Origin of the sequence: Bradyrhizobium sp. WSM471, assembly GCF_000244915.1 — a bacterium.
Classification (GTDB): Bacteria; Pseudomonadota; Alphaproteobacteria; order Rhizobiales; family Xanthobacteraceae; genus Bradyrhizobium.
On record NZ_CM001442.1, the window covers coordinates 6,964,477 to 6,987,988 of the forward strand.

At 64.7% G+C, this 23,512-nt stretch carries 29 protein-coding genes and 1 riboswitch; of the genes, 16 read left to right on the forward strand and 13 right to left on the reverse strand.

Annotated features, from left to right (window positions below; translation table 11 throughout):
- Positions 1 to 132 precede the first annotated feature (132 nt).
- The 5 genes from BRA471DRAFT_RS31725 to BRA471DRAFT_RS39180 all read left to right on the forward strand — a co-directional run bounded on the left by BRA471DRAFT_RS31725 (position 133) and on the right by BRA471DRAFT_RS39180 (position 3,538).
- Positions 133 to 585 carry a nuclear transport factor 2 family protein gene (locus BRA471DRAFT_RS31725; RefSeq protein WP_007614804.1) on the forward strand — a complete coding sequence of 151 codons (453 nt, stop codon included), beginning with the start codon at positions 133 to 135 and terminating at the stop codon, positions 583 to 585.
- A 217-nt stretch (positions 586 to 802) separates the two neighbouring features.
- Positions 803 to 1,243, forward strand: coding sequence for a nuclear transport factor 2 family protein (locus BRA471DRAFT_RS31730; RefSeq protein WP_007614806.1), 441 nt, complete (start codon positions 803 to 805; stop codon positions 1,241 to 1,243).
- 214 nt (positions 1,244 to 1,457) lie between these two features.
- The gene (locus BRA471DRAFT_RS31735; protein WP_198287844.1) at positions 1,458 to 2,375 is read left to right on the forward strand and encodes a hypothetical protein; all 918 of its coding nucleotides are present in this window, start codon (positions 1,458 to 1,460) and stop codon (positions 2,373 to 2,375) included.
- A gap of 306 nt (positions 2,376 to 2,681) precedes the next feature.
- Positions 2,682 to 3,104 carry a hypothetical protein gene (locus BRA471DRAFT_RS31740; protein WP_007614810.1) on the forward strand — a complete coding sequence of 141 codons (423 nt, stop codon included), beginning with the start codon at positions 2,682 to 2,684 and terminating at the stop codon, positions 3,102 to 3,104.
- Positions 3,105 to 3,400: 296 nt separating this feature from the next.
- Positions 3,401 to 3,538: a hypothetical protein gene (locus BRA471DRAFT_RS39180; RefSeq protein ID WP_007614812.1), complete on the forward strand. Its 138-nt coding sequence runs from the start codon at positions 3,401 to 3,403 to the stop codon at positions 3,536 to 3,538.
- Positions 3,539 to 3,579: 41 nt separating this feature from the next.
- Here BRA471DRAFT_RS39180 and BRA471DRAFT_RS39185 read toward each other — a convergent pair whose 3' ends face one another.
- From BRA471DRAFT_RS39185 to BRA471DRAFT_RS31755, 3 genes are all read right to left on the reverse strand, one after another.
- Positions 3,580 to 3,726: a hypothetical protein gene (locus BRA471DRAFT_RS39185; RefSeq protein WP_007614826.1), complete on the reverse strand. Its 147-nt coding sequence runs from the start codon at positions 3,724 to 3,726 to the stop codon at positions 3,580 to 3,582.
- Positions 3,727 to 3,924: 198 nt separating this feature from the next.
- Complete coding sequence (locus BRA471DRAFT_RS31750; protein ID WP_007614828.1) at positions 3,925 to 4,407, reverse strand: MaoC family dehydratase; 483 nt, start codon at positions 4,405 to 4,407, stop codon at positions 3,925 to 3,927.
- Positions 4,407 to 4,859 carry a MaoC family dehydratase gene (locus tag BRA471DRAFT_RS31755; RefSeq protein WP_007614829.1) on the reverse strand — a complete coding sequence of 151 codons (453 nt, stop codon included), beginning with the start codon at positions 4,857 to 4,859 and terminating at the stop codon, positions 4,407 to 4,409. Before BRA471DRAFT_RS31755 ends, BRA471DRAFT_RS31750 begins: the two co-directional genes overlap by 1 nt.
- A 178-nt stretch (positions 4,860 to 5,037) precedes the next feature.
- Here BRA471DRAFT_RS31755 and BRA471DRAFT_RS31760 point away from each other — a divergent pair, with 178 nt between their 5' ends.
- On the forward strand, positions 5,038 to 5,334 hold the full coding sequence (locus BRA471DRAFT_RS31760) for a DUF4282 domain-containing protein (protein WP_007596805.1): 297 nt from the start codon (positions 5,038 to 5,040) through the stop codon (positions 5,332 to 5,334).
- A 117-nt stretch (positions 5,335 to 5,451) separates the two neighbouring features.
- Here BRA471DRAFT_RS31760 and ychF read toward each other — a convergent pair whose 3' ends face one another.
- The 4 genes from ychF to BRA471DRAFT_RS31780 form a co-directional block, all read right to left on the reverse strand.
- Complete coding sequence (gene ychF, locus BRA471DRAFT_RS31765; RefSeq protein WP_007614830.1) at positions 5,452 to 6,549, reverse strand: redox-regulated ATPase YchF; 1,098 nt, start codon at positions 6,547 to 6,549, stop codon at positions 5,452 to 5,454.
- A gap of 5 nt (positions 6,550 to 6,554) precedes the next feature.
- Positions 6,555 to 7,160, reverse strand: a complete 606-nt coding sequence (pth, locus tag BRA471DRAFT_RS31770) for an aminoacyl-tRNA hydrolase (RefSeq protein WP_007614831.1) — start codon at positions 7,158 to 7,160, stop codon at positions 6,555 to 6,557.
- Between the two features lie 58 nt (positions 7,161 to 7,218).
- Positions 7,219 to 7,938: a 50S ribosomal protein L25/general stress protein Ctc gene (locus tag BRA471DRAFT_RS31775; RefSeq protein WP_007614832.1), complete on the reverse strand. Its 720-nt coding sequence runs from the start codon at positions 7,936 to 7,938 to the stop codon at positions 7,219 to 7,221.
- Between the two features lie 183 nt (positions 7,939 to 8,121).
- Positions 8,122 to 8,373 carry an accessory factor UbiK family protein gene (locus tag BRA471DRAFT_RS31780; protein ID WP_007596812.1) on the reverse strand — a complete coding sequence of 84 codons (252 nt, stop codon included), beginning with the start codon at positions 8,371 to 8,373 and terminating at the stop codon, positions 8,122 to 8,124.
- A gap of 169 nt (positions 8,374 to 8,542) precedes the next feature.
- On the opposite strand from BRA471DRAFT_RS31780, the gene BRA471DRAFT_RS31785 reads away from it, so the two are divergent.
- From BRA471DRAFT_RS31785 to BRA471DRAFT_RS31820, 8 genes are all read left to right on the forward strand, one after another.
- Positions 8,543 to 9,274 carry a dienelactone hydrolase family protein gene (locus tag BRA471DRAFT_RS31785; protein WP_007614833.1) on the forward strand — a complete coding sequence of 244 codons (732 nt, stop codon included), beginning with the start codon at positions 8,543 to 8,545 and terminating at the stop codon, positions 9,272 to 9,274.
- A gap of 14 nt (positions 9,275 to 9,288) precedes the next feature.
- Positions 9,289 to 10,134 (forward strand): prolipoprotein diacylglyceryl transferase, encoded by an 846-nt coding sequence (gene lgt / locus BRA471DRAFT_RS31790; protein WP_007614834.1) that lies wholly within the window; start codon positions 9,289 to 9,291, stop codon positions 10,132 to 10,134.
- Between the two features lie 21 nt (positions 10,135 to 10,155).
- A complete protein-coding gene (locus tag BRA471DRAFT_RS31795) occupies positions 10,156 to 11,274 on the forward strand; it encodes a class I SAM-dependent methyltransferase (protein ID WP_007614835.1) in 1,119 nt (372 codons plus the stop codon).
- Positions 11,271 to 12,038, forward strand: a complete 768-nt coding sequence (gene pgeF / locus BRA471DRAFT_RS31800; RefSeq protein WP_007614836.1) for a peptidoglycan editing factor PgeF — start codon at positions 11,271 to 11,273, stop codon at positions 12,036 to 12,038. Before BRA471DRAFT_RS31795 ends, pgeF begins: the two co-directional genes overlap by 4 nt.
- Before the next feature lie 112 nt (positions 12,039 to 12,150).
- A complete protein-coding gene (locus tag BRA471DRAFT_RS31805; protein ID WP_007614837.1) occupies positions 12,151 to 12,765 on the forward strand; it encodes a hypothetical protein in 615 nt (204 codons plus the stop codon).
- A gap of 193 nt (positions 12,766 to 12,958) precedes the next feature.
- The gene (locus BRA471DRAFT_RS31810) at positions 12,959 to 13,912 is read left to right on the forward strand and encodes a ribose-phosphate pyrophosphokinase (RefSeq protein WP_007614838.1); all 954 of its coding nucleotides are present in this window, start codon (positions 12,959 to 12,961) and stop codon (positions 13,910 to 13,912) included.
- 218 nt (positions 13,913 to 14,130) lie between these two features.
- The gene (locus BRA471DRAFT_RS31815) at positions 14,131 to 15,159 is read left to right on the forward strand and encodes a putative zinc-binding metallopeptidase (protein ID WP_007614839.1); all 1,029 of its coding nucleotides are present in this window, start codon (positions 14,131 to 14,133) and stop codon (positions 15,157 to 15,159) included.
- Positions 15,156 to 16,190, forward strand: a complete 1,035-nt coding sequence (locus tag BRA471DRAFT_RS31820) for an ATP-grasp domain-containing protein (RefSeq protein WP_007614841.1) — start codon at positions 15,156 to 15,158, stop codon at positions 16,188 to 16,190. Before BRA471DRAFT_RS31815 ends, BRA471DRAFT_RS31820 begins: the two co-directional genes overlap by 4 nt.
- 76 nt (positions 16,191 to 16,266) lie before the next feature.
- Here the strand turns inward: BRA471DRAFT_RS31820 and BRA471DRAFT_RS31825 are convergent, their stop codons facing one another.
- On the reverse strand, positions 16,267 to 16,830 hold the full coding sequence (locus BRA471DRAFT_RS31825; RefSeq protein ID WP_007614843.1) for a 6,7-dimethyl-8-ribityllumazine synthase: 564 nt from the start codon (positions 16,828 to 16,830) through the stop codon (positions 16,267 to 16,269).
- 76 nt (positions 16,831 to 16,906) lie between these two features.
- Positions 16,907 to 17,064: riboswitch (FMN riboswitch) on the reverse strand.
- A 386-nt stretch (positions 17,065 to 17,450) separates the two neighbouring features.
- On the opposite strand from BRA471DRAFT_RS31825, the gene BRA471DRAFT_RS31830 reads away from it, so the two are divergent.
- Both BRA471DRAFT_RS31830 and proC read left to right on the forward strand, forming a co-directional pair.
- Positions 17,451 to 17,951: a YbjN domain-containing protein gene (locus BRA471DRAFT_RS31830; protein ID WP_007614845.1), complete on the forward strand. Its 501-nt coding sequence runs from the start codon at positions 17,451 to 17,453 to the stop codon at positions 17,949 to 17,951.
- A 202-nt stretch (positions 17,952 to 18,153) separates the two neighbouring features.
- Positions 18,154 to 18,978 carry a pyrroline-5-carboxylate reductase gene (proC, locus tag BRA471DRAFT_RS31835; RefSeq protein ID WP_007614847.1) on the forward strand — a complete coding sequence of 275 codons (825 nt, stop codon included), beginning with the start codon at positions 18,154 to 18,156 and terminating at the stop codon, positions 18,976 to 18,978.
- Between the two features lie 132 nt (positions 18,979 to 19,110).
- Here proC and BRA471DRAFT_RS31840 read toward each other — a convergent pair whose 3' ends face one another.
- The 5 genes from BRA471DRAFT_RS31840 to BRA471DRAFT_RS31860 all read right to left on the reverse strand — a co-directional run bounded on the left by BRA471DRAFT_RS31840 (position 19,111) and on the right by BRA471DRAFT_RS31860 (position 23,353).
- Positions 19,111 to 19,506, reverse strand: coding sequence for a thioesterase family protein (locus tag BRA471DRAFT_RS31840; RefSeq protein ID WP_007614848.1), 396 nt, complete (start codon positions 19,504 to 19,506; stop codon positions 19,111 to 19,113).
- Positions 19,507 to 19,704: 198 nt separating this feature from the next.
- Positions 19,705 to 19,953: a tautomerase family protein gene (locus tag BRA471DRAFT_RS31845; protein ID WP_088931232.1), complete on the reverse strand. Its 249-nt coding sequence runs from the start codon at positions 19,951 to 19,953 to the stop codon at positions 19,705 to 19,707.
- 55 nt (positions 19,954 to 20,008) lie between these two features.
- Positions 20,009 to 21,529 carry a histidine--tRNA ligase gene (hisS, locus tag BRA471DRAFT_RS31850; protein WP_088931437.1) on the reverse strand — a complete coding sequence of 507 codons (1,521 nt, stop codon included), beginning with the start codon at positions 21,527 to 21,529 and terminating at the stop codon, positions 20,009 to 20,011.
- A 50-nt stretch (positions 21,530 to 21,579) separates the two neighbouring features.
- Entirely contained in the window at positions 21,580 to 22,098 is a 519-nt protein-coding gene (locus BRA471DRAFT_RS31855; RefSeq protein WP_007614853.1) for a YegJ family protein, read from the reverse strand.
- 172 nt (positions 22,099 to 22,270) lie between these two features.
- Entirely contained in the window at positions 22,271 to 23,353 is a 1,083-nt protein-coding gene (locus tag BRA471DRAFT_RS31860) for a branched-chain amino acid aminotransferase (protein ID WP_007614854.1), read from the reverse strand.
- Positions 23,354 to 23,512: the final 159 nt, after the last annotated feature.

Genomic DNA, 23,512 nt, shown 5'->3' on the forward strand with positions numbered 1-23,512 from the left:
CAGCCATGAACCTGGCATTGCGCTTGCGCGTCATACGTCAGCAATATCCCCTGTGGTTTTGCGGATTGCCGGTGTCCGAGGCCGCGCGCTAGCTTTGCGCGAACTCCACACGGCCAACGAGGGACGGGCGGAATGACGGTCGAGAAGCTCAATCGCCAGCGCGTACTGCATCTGCTCGACGCCATCGCGCGCAGCGATCTCGAGGCCGCGCTGTCGTGCTGCACCGACGACGTCGATTTCCTCACCCACGCGCCAATCGACGTGCTGCCCCACATGGGCCCCTGCCACGGCAAGGAGGAACTCGGCGAATTCTGGCGCACCGTGCAGGAGCGATACGCCGAGATCCGCTACGAGGTGCCGCAGATCGTCGCCGAGGGCGACGCGGTCGCGGCCTATTTGCGCGTGTTCTTCAGGAAGCGCAGCAACGACCGCATCATTCAGGTCGACATGGCCGTGTTCTACACTTTCCGCAACGGCCAGGTGGCGCAGATCCGCGAGATCATCGATTCCTACGATTTGGTGCAGCAGGTGCTGGAACGCGAGATCGGCCCGCTGATCGTGGGCGAGCGGGCGGACGGGGGCTAGCTCTCTCCAGACCGGCCCGAACCGGGAAAATACGGAGTTCTATTGTAAATCTCACACGCAGGGATCAATTGTGCATTGCGAAAACGTGAATTGCGTTTTGGCCGAATTGGCGTATTTTGTTCGTATACAAATGAGTTGAGCGACCCCGCGGCACCTATCCTGTGCGCTTGGGGTTGTTTTTCGTTTTTATCGCAAGCCAGCTTCAGGACTGCCCAAGATGACAGAGCACAGCCTCTGGCGTTTCTCGCGCGCATTGCACCGCGCGATCAACGACCGGCATTTCGAGGACATCGAGGCCCTCATCGACGAGGACGTCGAGTGGGCGCTCTACGGCCCGATCGACATGTTTCCGTTCCTCGGCGCGCGCCAGGGCAAGGACGCCGTGCTCGACGTCATCCACCAGCTCGCGGACAATTTCCAGGTTCGCCGCTTCGACCGCGAGAGCATCATGCTCGGCGTCGATTCCGCCGCCTCGATGCTGCGCTATTCGCTGACCGCCTTGGATTCCAGCAAGCCGATCAGCTTGCGGGTCGCGCAGTTCGCCCAGTTCAGGGCGGGCAAGCTCACCAGCATGCGCGTGCTGATCGACACGTTTGATCTGGTCGAACAGGCACTTGGCCGCGCCATTCATCTGCCGAAGATGACCAGCGTCGGCTGAACGGAACACCAACGGGCCCCGCACTTCGGGACCGAAGGCTGATGCTCCCCGCGACGCGTCCTGGCCTCCAGCCCCGCCGGATGCAATCGTGGAGAAGCTCGTCATCGGGCGCGCGCCTTTCGCGCGGCCCGTTGGTTCGCGTTCGATGGAACCGCCACAATTTCGCAACGATGGTTCCGCATCCTCGGCGGGAACTGGGCTGACGGGCAGGACGATGGAATTCGCGACAGGGTTTGGCTGGACCAGGCTGCCGATGCTGGCGGCCGCTTTCATCCTGGGATCGGTGCTGACGGTTTCGGCGCAGATCATTCCGCCCTTCTCCCCCGGCCCGGCCGCGGTGCCCGACGAGGACGCCGAAACGGCGGAGGCCGCTGATGTCAACGACCCCGACGTGCTCCGTGGCATCGACGTCGACAAGCTCGACTGGGGGCAGCTCGCGATCGACGCCGGCACGCTCAACGACATCGTCGCCGCCAAGAAGCGTGCGCAGGCCGCCGCCAAGGACGGGCTGAACTGGACGACGAACGCCAACGCCAACGGCTCCTCGGCGGTGACTGTGAAGCAGTCGGTATCCTCATTCTGGGACGCCCGCATCGGCGCCGACATGACGGTGACGAGCGAGCCGCGGACGATGTCGGAGCTCCTGGCGCAGAAGGCGACCAATGGCGGCAGCGTGCCTCAGTCGTCCGGCAGCGCCTGGGCGGCCGCGACCGCGCCGGGCGCAGGCGCGATCTGGGACAAGACCGCGGTGGAGGCCCGCGTCGATCCCGGCGCCGAGCAGAGCAAACTCGGGGCCTCACTGATCAAGTCGGTGCCGCTGTCGGGCGACACGTCGCTGACGCTGCAGAACGGCTACAGCGTCAACCAGCAGGGCACCACGGCGCTCCCCGGCGTCGGCGGTCACATCACGCGCAATTACGAGACCGACCAGTCGGCCAAGGTCACTCTCACCGACACCGGCACCAGCATCACCGCGGGCCAGTCGCTGTCGACCACCGACGACAAATGGCTGCGCAAGGTCGGCGCCGAGCAAAAGCTCTTCGACAACGTCACCGTCTCCGGCTCGGTCGGCGAAACCTCGCAAGGGGCGATCAACAAGAGCCTGACGGCGGGTTTCAAGAAGAGCTGGTAGGTGCACTCTCTCCCCTCATCCTGAGGAGCGCTCCAACGGAGCGCGTCTCGAAGGATCGAGGCCCCCTGCGAGAGCCGGGCCTGCATGGTTCGAGACGCGCTTCGCGCTCCTCACCATGAGGAACTAGAAAGTTCAGCGCGGCGGCGTTCAGACTTCCGTAACCATACGCCACGGCAAAGCCCCCGAATGGACCGCCCTTGCCGCACCTCGGCCAAGTTGCGGCCAAAATCCGACGCCCTAGTCCCAGACTGACGTCGTCGTGCGGGGGACACTCGCGCTGCGCTCAACGCGAACAGGGGAATAACGATGAACGCCATGCGCCCGGAAAAGACCGAAGGCACCGAGACCGAGACCATCGACACCAACCTCGCCGCCGTGACGGAAGTCGAAGCCGGCATCCGTGACTTCGTCCGTAACGACATCGCCTATCTGCGCCGTCCGGCAGCGACCGCCACCGACGCGCCGCCGCTCGATCCGAGCGCGGAGGCCACCGTCACCAACGTCAACTCGCTGATCCAGCGCGTCGCCGGCACCTCGCTCGCCGAGATCGAGAACTTGATCTCCGAGCTCGAGAGCCTGCGCGACCTGCTCCACGCCGAAGGCCAGCGCGTCCAGCGCGAGATCTCCGGCTACGCCCAGCTCAGCCAGGCCGCGATGAAGTCGACCCGCATGATCGCGGACAACGTCTCGCAGTGGAAGCGCGCCGCCGACGGCCTGCGCAACAGCTGATCGCTGGATCCCGCATCACCAACCGCCGCGTTCCGCAAGGAGCGCGGCGGTTTTGATTCTGGTGTGTGTGCTCTCCCTCGCCCCGTTCTTACGGGGAGAGGGTTGGGGTGAGGGGCTGCTTCAGAAAATTCGGTGACAGATGGACTCGCGGAGAGTCCCCCTCACCCGGATCGCTGTGCGATCCGACCTCTCCCCGCAAGCGGGGCGAGGTGAAGGTCACCCCTTTGAACTTCCCGCATCCCCCCGGCGACTAACGCCAAGCGCTCCTGCCATCGCGGCGGGCCCGGGGACAGTTCATGGAAAGCATTCGGCCCGACACCACCGACCCGATACCGCTGCGGCCCGCGCCGAACCAGTTCGGCACGATCATGCTGCGTTTTGTCGGATTGCTGGCGGTTGCGATCGCGATATTGGCGTTCGTCTATAGCCGCTGAGGGCGGAGGCCGCGTTGCGGCCGTGCGGAGTTAACGAAGTCTTACCGGGTGGCTTCCACGGTCGAGGCTTCCAGGGTGTAGGCGCCGTCGGCATAGCCCTTCACCACCATGCCGGCGACCAGCATCACGGCCAGCGTCGCGGTAGCAAAGATGAATCCGACCAGCTTGAGTGCGCCGCGGTCTGCCATGGTCCTCGTCCCCTGTACTCTGCCCAGTTCGTTCAAATAGACAGCGACAGGTTCATAATTGGTTAGCAACTCGATGGTTCCGCCAACTGCTTCGCGGGAAAACCATGTTGCGCAGGCTTATGGCAGCCGCCCGGAATCGCGTCCATAGCGCGGAAGCAACACTCGCACGCTGTTTTTGCCGTTCATCCTAGAACGAATCTAACCGACGTTCACACGCATCGGCACGAAGGCACTGGCGGTGATGGCGTAGACGTCCTCGCCGCGCTGGTTGGTGCCGGTGGTGCGCGCGGTCAGGATGCCCCAGCCGGGTCGCGAGGCGGAGCTGCGCTTGTCGATGACGACGTTCACGTAGGTGACGATGTCGCCGGCGAGCACGGGCCTGATCCAGCGCAGGTCGCGAAAGCCCGGCGACGGGCCCCACACCGCGACCTCCTCGCCGCGCGAAGCGGCTTCCCGCGCCAGGCGCTGGCCGTCGGCGACAAGCAGGCTCATGCAGGCCGAGCCGACATGCCAGCCCGAGGCCGCGAGCCCGCCAAACAGCGAGTTCTTGCCCTCCTCCTCGTCGAGGTGAAAGCGCTGCGGATCGAATTTTGCGGCGAATGTCTTGATCGAGTCGGCCGTGAACGTATAGGCGCCGATCTCGCGGCGATGCCCAATCTCGATCTCCTCGAAAAACGGCATCAGACCGCCCCCTCGCGCCGCTTGATCAGGATCGGCGACGTCATCTCGCACAGCGCATCACCCCCGGCGTTACGCACGGTGCATTTGAACTTGACGATGCCGAGCTCCGGGCGGCTCTTCGAGGTGCGGGCCTCAACGACGTCAACGTCGAGCAGGAGGTCGTCGCCGGGTCTGAGCGGCGACAGCCAGCGCACTTCATCGACGCCGGGAGATCCCAGCGAAGCGGCGCGGGTGATGAAACCGTCGGCCATCATCCGCATCATCAGCGAGCAGAGATGCCAGCCCGAGCCGGACAGGCCGCGCAGCATGCTTTTGCCGGCGGCCTCCTCGTCGAGGTGCATCGGCTGCGGATCGAACTCGGCGGCAAAGGCCACGATCTCGTCGCGGGTGACATGGCGCGGGCCGAATGTTCCGAACCGGCCGGGCGGGAAATCTTCGAAGGTCAGGGTCATCTTGGGAAAGGTTTGAGGGAATGACAGATTGTGGCCGCACTTTGCGGCAATCTCAACCCGCCGGCCCGCATGGCTCGTGCTACATTCGGCGCGCCGGCGTCGGTCTTGAGTCGGATCGATCAGGGGCCACGATCCATTTGCAAGACCCGACAACACCTGAATTGCCCTGGGGAGAGCAATGTTTTCATTCAGCGACCTGTTTCAATGGGACCGCTTTATCACGCCGACGATCATCAAGACCTTCTACTGGCTGGTGATCGCGCTGATCTGCCTGTTCGGCCTCTCCGGCATCTTCTCCGGCCTCGCGATGATGGCGATCAGCCCGTTCGGCGGATTCCTGATGCTGCTGTCGTCGATCGCGAGCGTCGTCGTCGGGATCGTGTTCTCGCGTATCATCGCCGAGTTGATCCTGATCATCTTCCGCATCAACGAGCATCTCGGCGCGATCAGGGATCAGGGCGGCGGGGTGCGGTGAGGCCCGTCATTCCGGGGCGCCTCGCAGAGGCGAGCGCGGAATCCATCGAGCCTCAGGACAAGTGGATGAATGGATTCCGGGCTCGCGCTTCGCGCGCCCCGGAATGACAACGTCAGCTTACGTATTGAACCTGAAATGCATCACGTCGCCGTCGGCGACGACGTATTCCTTGCCTTCGAGGCGGAGCTTGCCGGCATCGCGGGCGCCGGCTTCGCCGCCGAGCGCGACGTAGTCCTCATACGCGATGGTCTCGGCGCGGATAAAGCCCTTCTCGAAGTCGGTGTGGATCACACCGGCCGCGCCGGGCGCCTTGGTGCCGCGATAGATGGTCCAGGCGCGCGCTTCCTTCGGGCCCACCGTGAAATAGGTGATGAGGTCGAGCAGCGTGTAGCCGGCGCGGATCAGGCGATCGAGGCCGGCCTCTTCGAGACCCAGCGTCTCCAGGAAGTCGGCGCGTTCGTCACGTGAGATGGTGGCGATCTCGGATTCGATTTTTGCCGAGATGACGACGGCAATGGCGCCTTCCTTGGCGGCCTGGTCCTGCACCGCCTTCGAGAACGAATTGCCAGTCGCGGCCGAGCCTTCCTCGACGTTGCAGACGTAGAGCACGGGCTTGGACGACAGCAGGCCGAGCATCCCGAAGGCACGCTCCTCCTCCGCCTTGCGCTCGACGAGGCGCGCGGGCTTGCCCTCGCGCAGCAGCACCAGGGTGCGATTGACGAGGTCGAGCTGCTCCTTGGCGTCCTTGTCGTTGCCCTTGGCCTTCTTGGACAAATTGTCGACGCGCTTCTCGAGACTGTCGAGATCCGCGAGCATCAGCTCGGTCTCGATGGTCTCGATGTCGGCGAGCGGGGCGATCTTGCCCTCGACATGGGTGATGTCGGAATCCTCGAAGCAGCGCACGACATGCGCGATGGCGTCGACCTCGCGGATGTTGGCGAGGAACTGGTTGCCGAGGCCTTCACCCTTGGACGCACCGCGCACGAGGCCGGCGATGTCCACGAAGGTCAGCCGGGTCGGGATGATCTGGCCCGACTTGGCGATCGCTGCGAGCTTATCGAGCCGCGGATCCGGCACCGCGACCTCGCCGACATTCGGCTCGATCGTGCAGAACGGATAGTTCGCCGCCTGCGCCGCGGCCGTCTCGGTCAGCGCGTTGAACAAGGTCGATTTGCCGACATTGGGCAACCCGACGATCCCGCATTTAAATCCCACGAGCGTTATTCCTTGCCGTTGTCGTCCTTGGTCAAAAATCCCTTCGCCTGCATGGCGAGGTGCACCCTGTTGGCGAAGGTCGCGTCCGTGCCTTTGGCAACCAGTGCCGCGTGCTCGGCCACCGCGTCGCAGAGCGTCGCCACCCAGTCGTTGTCCGCTTTGGCGAAGTCCGACAGCACGTGGCCGTGCACCAACTCCTTGACGCCGGGATGACCGATGCCGAGCCGCACCCGGCGGTACTCGTTGCCGATATGGGCGGAGATCGAACGCAGGCCGTTGTGGCCGGCGATGCCGCCGCCGATCTTCACCCGCACCTTGCCCGGCGGCAGTTCGAGTTCGTCATGGAATACGGTGACGTCGCCCGGCGCGATCTTGAAGAAGCTTGCCGCTTCCTGAACGCTGCGGCCGGACTCGTTCATGTAGGTCATCGGCTTGAGCAGGATCACGCGCTCGGTGCCGAGCGTGCCTTCCGAGGTCTCGCCCTGAAACCTGCGGCGCCAGGGCGCAAACCCATGACGCCGCGCGATCTCGTCGACGGCCATGAAGCCGACATTGTGCCGGTTACGTGCGAATTTCGGGCCGGGATTGCCGAGCCCAACAAAGAGTCGCATGACGCGGCGCGCCCCTCGCTCGGCGCGCGGTCAGGGACCGCGCGCCAGCTTTGAGAGATTACTTCTTCTTGTCGCCGCCGGCGGGAGCCTTGGCAGCCGGGGCCTTGGCAGCCGCTGCCGGAGCAGCAGCACCAGCAGCCGGAGCGGCACCAGCCGCCGGAGCAGCAGCACCCGCAGCCGGAGCAGCAGCCGCGGCCTTCAGCTCTTCGGCGTAGCCGGACGGCGGCACGATGGTGACGAGGGTCGCGTCCTCGGCGGTCAGCGCCTTCACGCCGGCCGGCAGCTTGATGTCGGAGAGATGCAGCGAGTGGCCGATTTCGAGCGAACCGACGTCAGCCTCGATGAACTGCGGGATGTTCTCCACGCCGCACTCGAGCTCGATCGCATGCGCAACGATGTTGACGGCGCCGCCGCGCTTCACGCCGGGCGAACCTTCAGCCTTCACCACGTGCAAGGGAACGCTGATGCGGATGGTGGCGCCTTCGCCGAGCCGCATGAAGTCGACGTGGATCGGGAAATCCTTGACCGGATCGAGGTGGTAGTCGCGCGGAATCACGCGGTGCTTGTTGCCCTCGAGATCGATATCGACCAGCGTGGTCAGGAACCGGCCGGCGAGGATGCGCGAGCGCAGTTCGCGATCGTCAACCGAGATGGTCAGCGGGGGCTGGTTGTTGCCGTAGATCACTCCGGGCACTCTCCCGGCGCGACGCTCAGCCCGGGCGGCCCCCTTGCCGCTCTTCGGACGTGCGGTCGCCTTCAATTCCTTGACGGTCGCCATAACGTTAAGTCCTTGTTTTTGCAAAAGTTAATGGGCCGCAACGCGGCCCATGGCATACGCCGCAGCAAGCCTCCAGGGGTGCGGGGGCTGCGGACGTGGCGGGCTTTTACCCGGAAGACGCGGAAATGACAAGGAGAATGGGCTACCGGGCGGAACCCGATCGCCCGGATGGAGCCGGCCGAGCTACCCGCCGAGCTTGGCCTCCAGCGCCGCGATGCGCGCCTTCAGAGCCTCGTTCTCCTCACGCGCCAGGCGCGCCATGTCCTTGACCGCCTCGAACTCCTCGCGCTTGACCAGGTCCATGTCGCGCAGGAATTTTTCGGCCTGGGTGCGCATCACCGTGTCGAACTCGCGCTTGACACCCTGCGCGGCACCGGCGGCATCGTTCATCAGGCGGCCGATCTCGTCGAAAAACCGGTTGTTGGTCTGGGTCATGTCGGTCTCCTGGCGGCTTTCGATGAACTCTGCGCGAACGCGCGGGAAGACAATGGCAATCCGTTTGGGCCGGTTCAAGAGCCGATCGGCGGTATCCTTGTCATGCCCCGGTTTCCTTGCAATCGTATTCAACGTCCCTGCATAAGAAGAATCACAAAAGGCGCTCGAGATGATCGACCAGCAGATCGCGATCCCCACCAAGGACGGCCACACCGCAACCTTCATCAGCCATCCCGAGCGCGGCGGGCCGTTTCCGGTCGTCCTGTTCTACATGGACGCGCCGGCGATCCGCGAAGAGCTGCGCGACATGGCGCGCCGGCTCGCGACATCAGGCTATTACGTGATGCTGCCGAACCTCTATTACCGCTCCGGGGTGATGGAGCTCGGCGCGCTTCCGGCCGATCCGAACGCGCCGGAGCGCAAGCGCATGTTCGCGCTGATGGGATCGCTCACGATCCCCATGATCATGGACGACACGCGGGCACTGCTCACCTATGCCGAGGGCCAGGCGGCCGCGAACACCAAGCTGGTCGGCACCGTCGGCTACTGCATGAGCGGCCGCTACGCCGTCAACGCCGCCACGCATTTCCCCGATCGCGTCAAGGCCGCCGCTTCGGTCTACGGCACGCAGCTCGCAACCGACCAGGACGACAGCCCGCATCTCGCGGCGGCCAAGACCAAGGCCGAGCTCTACTTCGCCTGCGCCGAGACCGACATCTACGCGCCCGCCGAGATCATCGAGAAGGTGAAGCAGGGCATGAGCGGCGCCAAAGCCGAAGTCGAAATCTATCCCGGCACCCATCACGGCTTCGCCTTCCCCAAGCGTCCGGTCTATGATCGCGACGCCGCCGAGCGGCATTGGGAGCGTCTGCTGGCGCTCTATCGCCGCAATCTCGTCTAGTCATAGAAGGCGCGATGCAACTTCTTCTCATCGACTTTCCCGCCTTCAAGCCGATCGCGATCGAGATCGGTCCGTTCGCGATCCGCTGGTATGCGCTGGCCTATATCTGCGGCATCGTGTTCGGCTGGCTCTATGCGCGCTCGCTCCTGAAGAAAGAGCGGCTGTGGGGCGGCCCGGCACCGATGTCGCTGGTCCAGATCGACGACTTCATCCTGTGGGTCACGCTTGGCATCATCCTCGGCGGTCGCACCGGCTATGTGCTGTTCTACAATCTGCCCTTCTTCATCGACCATCCCGCTGCGATCCTCAGGCTGTGGGAAGGCGGCATGTCCTTCCACGGCGGCTTCCTCGGCTGCGTCGTCGCGGTGATGTGGTTCGCCTATCGCAACCGCATCTCGATCCTGTCGCTCGGCGACATCACCACCGCCGTCGCCCCGGTCGGATTGCTGCTCGGCCGCATCGCCAATTTCATCAATGGCGAATTGTGGGGCCGCGCCGCCGACCCGGAGCTGCCCTGGGCGATGATCTTCCCCAACGATCCCACCCAGCTGCCGCGCCATCCGAGTCAGCTCTACGAGGCCGGCATGGAGGGCATTTTGCTGTTTGCGGTCCTCGCGGTCATGATCCGCTTCGGTGCCCTGAAGCGGCCGGGCATGATCCTCGGCGCCTTTATCCTGATCTATGGATTGAGCCGGATCGCCGGCGAGCATTTCCGCGAACCGGACGTCCAGCTCGGCTTCCTCTGGGGCGGATTAACCATGGGCATGCTGTTGTCGATCCCGATGCTTATTGTGGGCGGCATACTTATTGTATTGGCAGTCAGGCGCGGTTCGCCTGAGCCCGCAGGGGCTATTCGTTAATTCCTTTTGAGAAGATAGGCCGTGACCGACCAGCCGTTACTCGACGAGATCAAGGCGCTGATCAAATCCTCAGGCCCCATGCCGGTCTGGCGGTACATGGAACTGTGCCTGATGCATCCCCGCTACGGCTATTACGTCTCGCGCGATCCGTTGGGACGAGAAGGCGATTTCACCACAGCGCCCGAGGTCAGCCAGATGTTCGGCGAGCTCTTGGGCCTGTGGACCGCCTCGGTGTGGAAGCAGATGGGGGCACCGCAATTCCTGCGGCTGATCGAGCTCGGCCCCGGCCGCGGCACCATGATGGCCGATGCGCTGCGGGCGCTCCGCGTGCTGCCGCCGCTCTACCAGGCGCTCCACATCCACATGGTCGAGGTCAATCCGGTCCTGCGCGAACGGCAGAGTGCGACGCTGTCGGGCGTGCGCAACATCGCCTGGCACGACAGCATCGACGACGTGCCTGAGGGACCGAGCATCATCCTCGCCAACGAATATTTCGACGTGCTGCCGATCCACCAGATGGTCCGTCACGAGAACGGCTGGCACGAGCGCGTGATCGAGGTCGACGCCAACGGAAAACTTCAATTCGGCGCGGCGGCGGAGCCGACGCCGCGCTTCGAGGTGCTGCTGCCGCCTCTGGTGCGCGCCGCGCCCGTCGGTGCCGTGTTCGAATGGCGGCCCGATGCGGAGATCATGAAGCTCGCCAGCCGCGTGCGCGACCAGGACGGCGCGGCGCTGATCATCGATTACGGCCATCTGCGCAGCGATGCCGGCGACACCTTCCAGGCGATCGCGCGCCATACCTTCACCGATCCCCTGAAGGCGCCGGGCCAGGCCGACGTCACAGCCCATGTCGACTTCCAGGCGCTCGCGCGCGGGGCGGAGGACGTCGGTGCCCGCGTGCACGGGCCGGTGACGCAGGGTGATTTCCTCAAGCGCGTCGGCATCGAGACCCGTGCAGCCGCCTTGATGCAGAAGGCAGCGCCTGACGTCGCCACCGACATTTCGATCGCGCTCAAGCGCCTGACCGAAACCGGGCGCAGCGGCATGGGTTCGATGTTCAAGGTGCTCGGCATCTCCGAGCCGCGGTTGACGGGCCTTGCCGGCCTCAGCGATCTCGAACGCGCCGGAGACGGTTCATGACGCTTGCCTCCTCGCTGCTGTCGGCGGTGCCCGGCCTGCGCCACGCCTTCTTCACCCGCGAGGGCGGCGTCTCGGGCGGCATCTATTCCGCGCTGAACGGCGGGCTCGGCTCCAACGACGATCAAGCCCTTGTCGCGGAGAATCGCCGCCGCATGGCCGAGCATGTCGGCGTCGCACCGGAACGCTTTCTCAGCCTGCACCAGATCCACTCGCCGGACGTCCTCATAGCCGAGACGCCTTGGCCGAGCGGGCCGCGGCCGAAGGGCGATGCGCTGGTGACGAAGGTGCCCGGCGTCGCGCTCGGCGTCTCCACCGCCGATTGCGGGCCGGTGCTGTTCGTCGATCCCGACGCGGGCGTGATCGGGGGCGCGCATGCCGGCTGGAAGGGCGCGCTCACCGGCGTGCTCGAGTCGACGATCTCGGCGATGGAAAAGCTGGGCGCCTCGCGGAGCCGCATCATCGCCGCGATCGGCCCGCTGATCCGCCAGGACAGTTATGAAGTCGGCAACGAGTTCGTGGCGCGCTTCATCGAGGCGGATGCGGACAACGCCATGTTCTTCATCCCATCGGTGCGCGATGGACACGCGATGTTCGATCTCGCCGGCTTCATCCGGAAGCGCCTGGAAGCCGCGGGCATCCTGATGATCGACGATCTCGGTCTGGACACCTATGCCGACGAACGCTTCTTCAGCTACCGCCGCTCGGTGCATCGCAAGGAGCCGGATTACGGCCGCCACGTTCACGCAATCGCGCTCGAAGCGTGAACACAAGGGCAACCCGTATCATTCCGGGGCGATGCCTGCGCGCGATGACAGTGGGCTGTGGCGCCCCCACCCTAGACGTTAATGCGTTTTAACGATATCGCTGCCCTCCATAATGAGGGATGCGTCATTCATCTTGCGCCGCGCGGGTTCGCGCGTGCTGGCGGTCATGCTGCTGACGGCTGCGGCCGCGCTTGGCGGCTGTGCCGGTGGCGGTGGTGCCGCGAACTCCTATGCGATGGCGCCGAGCGCCGGCTCCGGGGCGACGGTCGCGTTCGAATCGATCGACGGACCGCCGCCGCAAGTGTTCGACCGCATGGTCGGCGTGCTCGACAGCGAATCCAAGCTGCGCAGCCTGTCCGTGGTCTCCCGCGAGGGGACGGCTGCCTACCGCGTGCGCAGCTACCTCTCCGCCCAGATCGTGCGCGGCAAGACCGTGATCGCCTGGGTCTGGGACGTCTACGACGCCAACCAGCAGCGGGCGCTGCGCCTTTCCGGCGAGGAACCGACGGCGGCCAAGGGCGGCCGAGACCCTTGGAGCGCTGCCGACGACCTCGTGCTGCGCAAGATCGCCCAGGCCGGATTCAGCGGACTTTCCAACATGATCAACGGCACGCCGGATGCGCCGAACTCGGCTCCTGGCTTGCGCGGGCCGGCCGTGGCGAGCGTGATACCGGAGGCTCCGGCGGCCGAGATGCCGGCCTCGGCGCTGGGCTATGCCGAGCGATAACCCCCGCGAAACCACGGCCCCAACTTCCGGCCAAACCGTTGGCCGGACTCGGGATTTCGCAGGGAAAACGTAGCGTCCCGGGTTGCCATTGCAGCCTCCGGCCTGATATTTCCTCGCCCGTCGTAACCGTGCTTCCAGTGGGTATTGTTTGATGTTGAACATCGTGTCCAGCAAAGCGCGGGAGGAAGCGTCCATGTCGGCCAAGAACGGCTCCATCAAGCTCGTCGCCGGCAACTCCAATCCGGCTCTCGCGCAGGCCATCGCGCAGGGTCTCGACCTGCCGCTGACCAAGGCGGTGGTACGGCGCTTCGCCGACATGGAGATCTTCGTCGAGATCCAGGAGAACGTGCGCGGCTCGGATGCGTTCGTCATCCAGTCGACCTCGTTCCCGGCGAACGACCATCTGATGGAATTGCTGATCATCACCGACGCACTGCGCCGCTCCTCGGCGCGCCGCATCACCGCGGTGCTGCCCTATTTCGGCTACGCCCGGCAGGACCGCAAATCGGGTTCGCGCACGCCGATCTCGGCAAAACTCGTCGCCAATCTGATCACGCAGGCCGGCGTCGACCGCGTCATGACGCTCGACCTGCATGCCGGCCAGATCCAGGGCTTCTTCGATATCCCGACCGACAACCTCTACGCGGCACCGCTGATGGTGCGCGACATCAAGGACAAGTTCGATCTCTCCAGGACGATGGTGATCTCGCCCGACGTCGGCGGCGTGGCGCGCGCACGCGGTCTCGCCAAGCGCATCAACACCCCGCTCGCGATCGTCGACAAGCGCCGCGAGAGGGCGGGTGAATCCGAGGTCATGAACGTGATCGGCGACGTCGCCGGTTACACCTGCATCCTGATCGACGACATCGTGGACTCCGGCGGCACGCTGGTGAACGCCGCCGACGCGCTGATCGCCAAGGGCGCCAAGGACGTCTACGCCTACATCACCCACGGCGTGCTCTCCGGCGGCGCGGCGGCCCGAATCACGAACTCCAGGCTGAAGGAGCTGGTGATCACCGACTCGATCCTGCCGACGGATGCCGTGAGCAAGGCCCCGAACATCCGCACGCTGCCGATCGCCAGCCTGATCTCGGACGCGATCGCGCGCACCGCCGCGGAAGAGTCGGTGTCGAGCCTGTTCGACTAAGCACGCTGACCTCGTAGGGTGGGTTAGCCCTGCGGACTGCGCGAAGCGCAGACCGCTCGGCGTAACCCACCACTTCTGCCCCCGCGGAAAGTAAGAGGTGGGTTACGGCTGCGCCTAACCCACCCTACGGCTCCCTCACGCGCAAGGCGCGGGTTGTTGCCAACGAGCGCCCATGACATCATCCGAATCCCGAGTCATCTCTGCCCTCTGGATGCCCGATGCCACGCCGGAAATTTGCCTGGGAGAAGCTGTCGGATGACGAGTTGCTCAAGCAACGCCTCTCCAGCCTGAGGGTTACGGTCGAAGGCACCTGGCTCGAGGACTGCGTCAGCACGCTGTACGAGGAGCTCGAGGAGCGCGGCATCCGGCTGCGGCCGCACACCTGGATGTCGAGCGAATGGTTCAGTCCGGGCGGCGTTCCCGGCATCGCCATTCCGTTCTATCTCGCTCATCCGCGCCTGATAAAGCTCGAGAAGAAGATGATGTTCGACGTCGAGGGCGGAACCTGGCGCGAATGCATGGCCATCCTCCGTCACGAAGCGGGCCACGCCATACAGCACGGCTTCCAGTTGCAGCGCCGCCGGCGCTGGCAGCAACTGTTCGGCCCGTCGTCGAAACATTATCCGCGCTATTACCGGCCCAATCCGGCGAGCCGGCGTTACGTCCAGCATCTGCGGCTGTGGTATGCGCAGAGCCATCCGGACGAGGATTTCGCCGAGACCTTTGCGGTGTGGCTGCGGCCGCGCTCGAACTGGCGGACGCGATATGCCGGCTGGCCGGCGCTGAAGAAGCTCGAATATGTCGACGAGCTGATGGGCGAGATCGCGGGCAAGCGACCGCCGATCACGACACGGGAGCGTGTCGATACGCTGGGTCGGCTCAGCCAGACGCTCGAAGAGCACTACAAGAAGAAGCAGGCGTTCTACGCCTTCACGCCCCCCAAGACCTACGACCGCGATCTCTCCCGGCTGTTTTCGGCCGATCCACGGCATCACCGCTCAAAGCCGGCTTCAGCCCTGATCAGGCGCCACCGCTCCCAGATCAGGCAATTGGTCTCCCGATGGACCGGCGAGAATCAGCTTACGCTCGATGCCGTGCTTGACGAGATGATCTCTCGTTGTCGCGAGCTCGATCTGCGCGCCGCCGGTCCCGAACAGAAGCTCGTTCTCGACTTCATCGTCCTCGTCACCGCCAAGACGATGCACACGATGTTTGGCCCGTCTCGACGAAAATGGATCGCGCTATGAGACGTCTGCGCATTCTGGTCCTCATGCATCCGGACTTCGTGCCGCCGGACTCCAGCGACGGGCACACCGCGCAGGAAATCAACGCGTGGAAAACCGAGTACGACGTGGTGAGTACCTTGCGCGCGGCCGGCCACGAGGTTCGACCACTCGGCGCGCAGGAGGAAATCAAGCCGGTGCGCGAAGCGATCGAGGAGTTCAAGCCGCACGTGGTTTTCACGCTGCTGGAGGAATTCCACAACAACGTCGCGTTCGACCAGCACATCGCGAGCTATCTCGAGCTGATGAAGGTCCCTTATACCGGGTGCAATCCGCGCGGCCTGACCTTGGCCCGCGGCAAGGATTTGTCCAAGACGCTGGTGCATCACCGCCGGATCGCGGCGCCGGCCTTTGCCGTCTTCCCGATGCGCCGCAAGGTGAAACGCCCGACGCGTCTTGCGCTGCCGCTGATCGTCAAGAGCCTGAACATGGATGGCTCGTTCGGCATCTCGCAAGCCTCGATCGTCGATACCGACGAGAAGCTGGCGGAGCGGGTCGCCTTCATCCACGAGCGGGTTGAATCCGCCGCCATCGCCGAGCAGTTCATCGAGGGGCGAGAGCTTTACGTCGGCGTGCTCGGCAACAACCGCTTACGCGTTCTGCCGGTCTGGGAGTTGAAATTCGGCAGCATGGGCGGCCGCTCGTCACGGCACATCGCCACGGAGAAGGCCAAGCACGACACCGACTATCAGGAGAAGGTCGGCATCGTCGACGGGCCTGCGAAGGATCTGGCGCCGGAAGTGACCGCCAGGATCCAGCGGGCCGCGAAACGCATCTATCGGGTGCTTGGCCTCGACGGCTACGCGCGCATCGATTTTCGTCTCACCGCCGACGGCACGCCGTATTTCATCGAAGCCAATCCCAATCCCGAGATCGCCAAGAGCCAGGAGTTCGCCACGGCGGCTCTACATGCCGGGCTCAAATACCCGGCTCTCCTGCAGCGCATCCTGGCGCTCGGGATCAGCCGCGCCAAGGCGGGGGTATCATTGGGGTGATGACGGGTGCGATCGCCCCTCATCCTTCGAGACGCGCTTGGCGCCCCTCGGGATGAGGGATGGTCGTTGCGCCGCGTTACACGATTCCCGCGGCGACCTGGCCGCGCAGGCGTTCGAGCCCGAGCAATGTCTCCGCACAGGCGGCCGCCACCTCGACGCCCTTGATCGCAAAATGCCTGCGGAAGAAATCGTAGTGCACCTCGGTCTCGTGGAATTGCTGCGGCGTCAGCACCGCTGAGAACACAGGCACCTCGGTACGCAGCTGCACGTCCATCAACGCCTTGATCACGGTGTCGGCGACGAACTCATGGCGGTAGATGCCGCCGTCGACGACGAGGCCGGCCGCGACGATCGCGGTGTAGCGCCGTGTCTTGGCGAGGATCTGCGCATGCAGCGGGATCTCGAACGAGCCCGGCACCTCGAACACGTCGACATGATTGAGGTGGCGTGCTTCCGCCTCCCTCACGAAGGCGATACGGGCCTCCTCGACCACGTCGCGGTGCCAGCAGGCCTGCACGAAGGCCACCCGCTGCGGTTTCGCGAAGCGCGGATGGTCGGGCATCGGCTCGTGTGGAACCGGCGGTGGCGTTTGGGTTGGTTGGGAGGTTTCGGCTTGGGTATCTTGCAACATCTGATTCATGGCTTTCCTCAGTTAAGGACCAGAATCAGGGCACACGGAACGACAAACAGCCGCATCCTCCGATGCGTCTGCCACCGACCGTTCTCTTTCATCCGGACTTTAACCGTCGGCTTCGGAGTTGCACCGAATCTGCTGACCCTTCCCCTCAGCAAGGCTTTGAGGAAGGCGCTCGCGGGCTTGGGCCTTACGGCCCTTACCGCCGGTGGGGACTTTCACCCCGCCCTGAGAACATCGGCCGTCCGGAATGAACGGCCTAAACCGAAATATGACGCCGGTTCGGGGCCGCGGCAAGCGGGTTCCGCATGGGAAAACTGCATGGTCCCATGCCGCCATGGCGGTCCAGGGGCACGGGACGGAATTAACGATTGGCGGGCCATCGAATCCGATTCCGATTTGTTCTTCCCGTTAATAATTGTGGCGGAGATGAGCTGTGGACGAACGAGTCCTGACTTGTGGACGGACTCGGCAGCCAGTTGCGCAGATTCCGCAAATCACATCAGTTGATCCGCGACAAGCCCGCGCTGATCCGAACGGATCGCCTTAACGAATTTAAAGGGAGCGCGCGCCGGACCAACCGCGTGCGTATCAAAGACAACAAAAAGGCAAGAGGTCGAGACGGCATGTCCCTGCTCGAAGGCACCATCGATTCCAAAAACCATCCGCTCGCGGTGGTCGAGGATATCGCTGCCAGCAACAACTGGCCGTTCGAACGCTCCGGCGAAGACGAACTCACGATTGTCTCCAAGGGACAATGGACCGACTACCAGATCTCCTTCACCTGGATGGGCGAGATCGAGGCGCTGCATCTGGCCTGCGCCTTCGACATGAAGATTCCGGTTGCGCGGCGATCGGAGGTCCAGCGGCTCGTCGCCGCGGTCAACGAGCAATTGTGGGTCGGGCACTTCGACCTGTGGACCACCACCGGCATGATCATGCACCGGCAGGCCCTGGTGCTACCGGGCGGGCTCATCGCCTCCACTGGGCAATGCGAAGCCATGCTCGCCGGCGCCATCCACGCCTGCGAACGCTATTTCCCGGCGTTCCAGTTCGTGGTGTGGGCGGGCAAGTCCACGACGGAAGCCATGGACGCGGCGATGTTCGATACGGTGGGCGAGGCGTAAGCGCACTCTCGAGGCGGCGAGCGAGCCCGGCTTTCTTCCACCGTCGTCCTGGCGAAAGCCAGGACCCATACCGCGAGGTCTTTGTGTAGCTCGCGATGCTTGTTGCCCTGCCATCCTTCCACTAGAACCAGCCGGGGTAATGGGTCCTGGGCCCCCGTGCGCAATTGCGCACTAGGCCAGGACGACGGCGGTGGCGACAGCGATGGCGAACAGCACTCTCGAAAACATCACCGGCACCATCCTGCTCGCCGGCGCCGGCAAGATGGGCGGCGCAATGTTGACCGGATGGCTTTCGGGCGGGCTCGATCCGCGCCGGGTCGCGGTGATCGATCCGCACATCTCGGCCGAGATCACCGCACTTGCCGCCAAGGGCGTCGCGCTCAATCCTGATGTGACGACGGCGGGCCAGGTCGAGACGCTCGTGGTCGCGGTGAAGCCGCAGATGTTCCGCGAGGCCGGCGCCAAGCTGAAGCCGTTCGTCTCCGACAAGACCGCGGTGGTGTCGATCATGGCGGGAACCACCATCGCCTCGCTCGAGGAGGTCTGCGGCGGCGCGGTGGTGCGCGCGATGCCGAACACGCCGGCCGCGATCGGTCGCGGCATCACGGTCGCTGTCGCCGCGAACAGCGTCAGCGCGCCGCAACGCGCGGTGGCCGATGCGCTGCTACGGGCCACCGGCTCGGTCGAATGGGTCGACGATGAGAGCCTGATGGACGCGGTGACCGCGGTGTCCGGCTCCGGCCCGGCCTATGTGTTTTTGCTGGCGGAAGAGCTCGCGCGCGCCGGCGTCGAGGCCGGCTTGCCCGAGGCGCTGGCGACAAAACTCGCGCACGAAACCGTCGCCGGCTCGGGTGAACTTCTCCACCAATCGGATCTGCCGTCGAGCACGCTGCGCCAGAACGTCACCTCGCCCGGCGGCACCACGGCCGCAGCGCTCGGCGTGCTGATGGGCGAGCCCGGCCTGCGCGATCTGATGATCCGCGCGATCGCGGCGGCGACGCAGCGGTCGAAGGAATTGGCGAAGTAAGGAAGCTATCTCCTCATGGTGAGGAGGCGCGAAGCGCCGTCTCGAACCATGCAGGCCCCGCTCTCGCCCGGGGCGATCCTTCGAGACGACCGCTGCGCGGTCTCCTCAGGATGAGGGCAGAGCAAGCGGCTTCTAGCTCGCCCCCAGCCGCTTGTTGAACATCTCGACATTGACGAGCCCGCGCGCGTGGCGGCCTTCGCCGAGCTTTCGGGAGCCCTCGAAGGCCTCGACCTCGAAGCGGATGACGCGGCGCTCGACCGCGAAAACCTTCGCGCTGGTCCGCACCGTCGCACCGACCAAAGCTGCCGCAAGATGGCGGATATCGACCTCGGTGCCGACGGTGACCCAGCCGGGCTGAAGCGCGGCACGAATCGCATCGCCCGACGTCATCTCCATTTCCAGAATCATCATCGGCGTCGCATAGACCATCGGCATGCCGGGCACGAAATGCCCGACCGTGCGCTCCACCGGCACCACCAGCGTGCGCTCGGCGCTCATGCCGACCTTGATGAAGTCGCGTGCGTCCATGGAGCCTCCCCCGTCGTCCTGGACAAGCGAGCAAAGCGAGCGCCGATCCAGGACCCATTACCCCGACTGAACATTGTCATGCGCGGCCGAAACCACGACCTGCTGCAACAACTGCCGCTTGGGGTAATGGGTCCTGGCCCCCGTGCGCAATTGCGCACTAGGCCAGGACGACAGTTGCGCTTGCAGCTGCAGCGGTAGCTACTTCTTCGCAGCCGCCGCGCGCTCCACGAACGTCTTGCCGCCCTTCATCTTGTGGGCGAGCGGGGCTTCGTTGATCTGGATGACAACGGCGTCGGCATCGACGCCAAGATTCTTCACCAGCGCCTGGGTGATGTCGCGCATCATGCCGGCCTTCTGCTCGTCGGTGCGGCCCACGGCCATGCTGACAGTGATCTCAGGCATTTTTCTCTCCCTTGGGGCCGAACACCGGCCATTGACGGTCGTCATCAAACAGGACGTGGATGCCCGGGACAAGCCCGGGCATGGCGGCGTCAGCGAATGGCTAGCCCCAACTCACGTCATGGCGCGCCAACACCTCGCGCACTTTGGCGACGAGGTCGGCCTCGCTGCACGAGAACTGCGCCGGGCGGCTCTCGCGCCATTCCTGGTTGGAAGCGATCGCGGCCGCCGCCTTCGCGCCCTCGATCAGATCCTTGATCTGCACCTCGCCACGCGCTTTTTCATCCGAGCCCTGGATGATGACGCAAGGCGCATTGCGGCGGTCGGCATATTTGAGTTGGTTGCCCATGTTCTTGGGATTGCCGAGATAGAGCTCGGCGCGAATGCCTGCGGTTCGCAACGATGCAACCATCTTCTGGTAGTCGGCGACGCGATCGCGGTCGAACACGGTGACGACGACGGGGCCGAAGCCGGGCCTCGTGTCGAGCTTGCCGAGCAGCGTCAGCGCGGCCTGAAGGCGCGACACGCCGATGGAAAATCCAGTCGCCGGCACCGGCTCGCCGCGGAAGCGCGAGACGAGACCATCATAGCGGCCGCCACCGCCGACCGAGCCGAAACGGACCGGGCGGCCTTTTTCGTCCTTGGTGTCGAGCAGCAGTTCGACCTCGTAGACGGGGCCGGTATAATATTCGAGGCCGCGCACGACGGACGGATCAATCTTGATGCGGTCTGCGCCGTACCCCGACGCCGTCACCAGTTTGGCGATCTCTTCCAGCTCGCTCACGCCGGCCTGACCGACTTCGCTCTTGGCGAGATAGGTTTCCGCGGCGGCAATGGCCTCTTTCCAATCGTCGCGCGGCTTGGTGATGGCAAGAACGACGTCAGCCTCCGACGCGTTCAGGTTGGCGCCCTTCGTGAAGTCGCCCTTGCCCTCTTCGCCGCCATCCCATCTGCCGGGACCGAGGAGCTTGCGAACTTCCTCGGCAGGAAATTTGTCGAGCTTGTCAATGGCACGCAGCACGGTCAGTCTGCGCGCTGCGTTCTCTTCGCCGCCGAGCCCGATCGCTTCCAGAACGCCGTCGAGCACTTTTCGGTTGTTGACCTTCACGACATAGGAGCCACGCGCGATGCCGAGCGCCTCCATCGTGTCCGCGGCCATCATGCAGATCTCCGCGTCCGCCGCCGGCGTCGCCGAGCCGACCGTGTCGGCGTCGAACTGCATGAACTGACGGAAGCGGCCGGGGCCGGGCTTCTCGTTGCGGAACACGTAGCCGACGCGGTAGCTGCGATAGGGCAGGACCAGACCATCGGTCCCGTATCGCTCGCCGACGTAGCGCGCGAGCGGCGCGGTTAGATCATAACGCAGCGAGATCCACTGCTCGTCGTCGTCCTGGAACGAGAACACGCCCTCGTTCGGACGATCCTGGTCGGGCAGGAATTTACCGAGCGCGTCGGTGTATTCCATCGCCGGCGTTTCCACGGGCTCGAATCCGTAGAGCTCGTAGACGGCGCGGATATTCTCCACCATCTCGCGCGTGGCCCGGATCGCGGCGGGATCGCGATCCTCGAGCCCGCGCGGCAGGCGCGCCTTCAGTTTCGGCGATTTTTTGGGTTTTTCGGCCATGCGCGGCATTTACCAGCCGACGCGCGAGGCGGCAACTGCCGGGTAGGCCCTTACGGCTGCTCCATCCGCGCCCGGAGCGCGTCGGCATCCGCCTTCGGCATGGATTTCAGCAGCGGCCTGATGGTTTCGCCGCCGACGATCTTGCCGTTGCGCATGAACATCCAGTCCGAGATGTCGGCATCCTTGAACGCGGCGAGGTCTCCCAACCGCTTTCCTGGCAGATTTCGCGGCGTATCCCCAAACCGCGCTGCATATTCCCCACCCGGAAGCTTCTTCACTTCACTCATCCAGATGTGCTCGTCGTTCCCGGTGCTCGGAAATCGAACCTTGAGAGCGTGCTCCGTCTCCGTTCGCTTTGGCGCTTCATAGGAAGCCCAGAAGACAGGCAAGGTAGCGCGTGCGCGAGCGATCGCGGCATTCATCTCGGCGTCGGTGTCGGCCACGCTGATGACCCGGTCCGCCACCTCGACCGCCGGTCCAGGCCTCAATGTTAGAATGCCGAAGAGAGCGACCGCCGTGACGACAGCGGATACGGCCCATTTGATTGGCTGAGAGAGATTGGCAGGCATGTCGCAACGTGAAGCTTGATGTCCTAGTCATTGTCGCACAGTTGCACCGATGGATTCAACAACTAAAGGTCAGCGCCATTCGTGCAAACGCAGCGCAGCTCCTTCCAAGCAAGTTGCGCTGCGTTTCCGTTTAGCGAGCTTGGGTCCGGCACTCTGCCCGGAACACGAAGCCTCAATCCACCTTCCGTATCCAGTTGTGCGGATCGTTGGTGCGGCCGTACTGGATGTCGACGAGCTGCTTGCGCAGCCCCATGGCAACGGGGCCCGCGGCGCCGCCGCTGATCTCGAAATCGCCGCTCACCGACCGCACCGTGCCGATCGGCGAGATCACGGCCGCGGTGCCGCAGGCAAACGCTTCCTTCAGCTTGCCGCTTGCCGCATCCTTGCGCCACTGGTCGAGCGAGTACGGCTCCTCGCGCACGGTCTTGCCGGCGTCTTTGGCCAGCGCGATGATCGAATCGCGGGTGATGCCGGGCAGGATCGTGCCGAGCGGCGGCGTCGACAGCGAGCCGTCGTCGAACACGAAGAACACGTTCATGCCGCCGAGCTCCTCGATATAGCGGCGCTCGATCGCATCGAGGAACACGACCTGGTCGCAGCCGTGCTGGATCGCTTCGGCCTGGGCGCGCAGGCTTGCGGCATAGTTGCCGCCGCATTTGACGGCGCCGGTGCCGCCGACGGCAGCGCGCGTGTAATTCTCGGACACCCAGATCGAGACCGGCGCGGGGCCGCCCTTGAAGTAGGAGCCGACCGGTGAGGCGATCACCGCGAAGATGTATTCGGACGACGGCTTGACGCCGAGGAAGGTTTCGCTCGCGATCATGAAGGGGCGCAGGTAGAGGCTGCCTTCGCCGCCGGGCATCCAGGCGCGGTCGATGCGCACGATTTGCTCGACCGCCTCGATGAAGACGTCTTCAGGGAGCTGCGCCATCGCCATGCGGTCGGCCGAGTCCTTGAAGCGCCGTGCATTGGCGTCGGGGCGAAACAGGTTCACGCCGCCGTCATCGCGCTTGTAGGCCTTGAGGCCTTCAAAGATTTCCTGGGCGTAGTGCAGGACGGCGCCGGCCGGATCGAGCTGGAAATTGGTGCGCGCCTCGACACGCGCCTCGTACCAGCCGCCCTTGGCCTGGTTGTAGCGGACCACTGCCATGTGGTCGGTGAAGACCCGCCCGAAACCGGGGTCAACCAGCTTGGCGACCCGATCCTTCTCGGGGGTCGGATTGGATGCGGGCTGGATGTCGAATTTCATGCTCATGTCCTTGCCTCCCGCTGCCGGTGGCGGCGCCGTTGTGGCACCCGCCTGCCCTGATTTGGGCCCGGCTGGCTCGATTGGTTTCTGGCCGGACCGCCGCCAGCCTTGTTACGGCCGGTTTCCGTGGCCAGCATGTCACCGAGGACATGCTTTTGCGGAAGA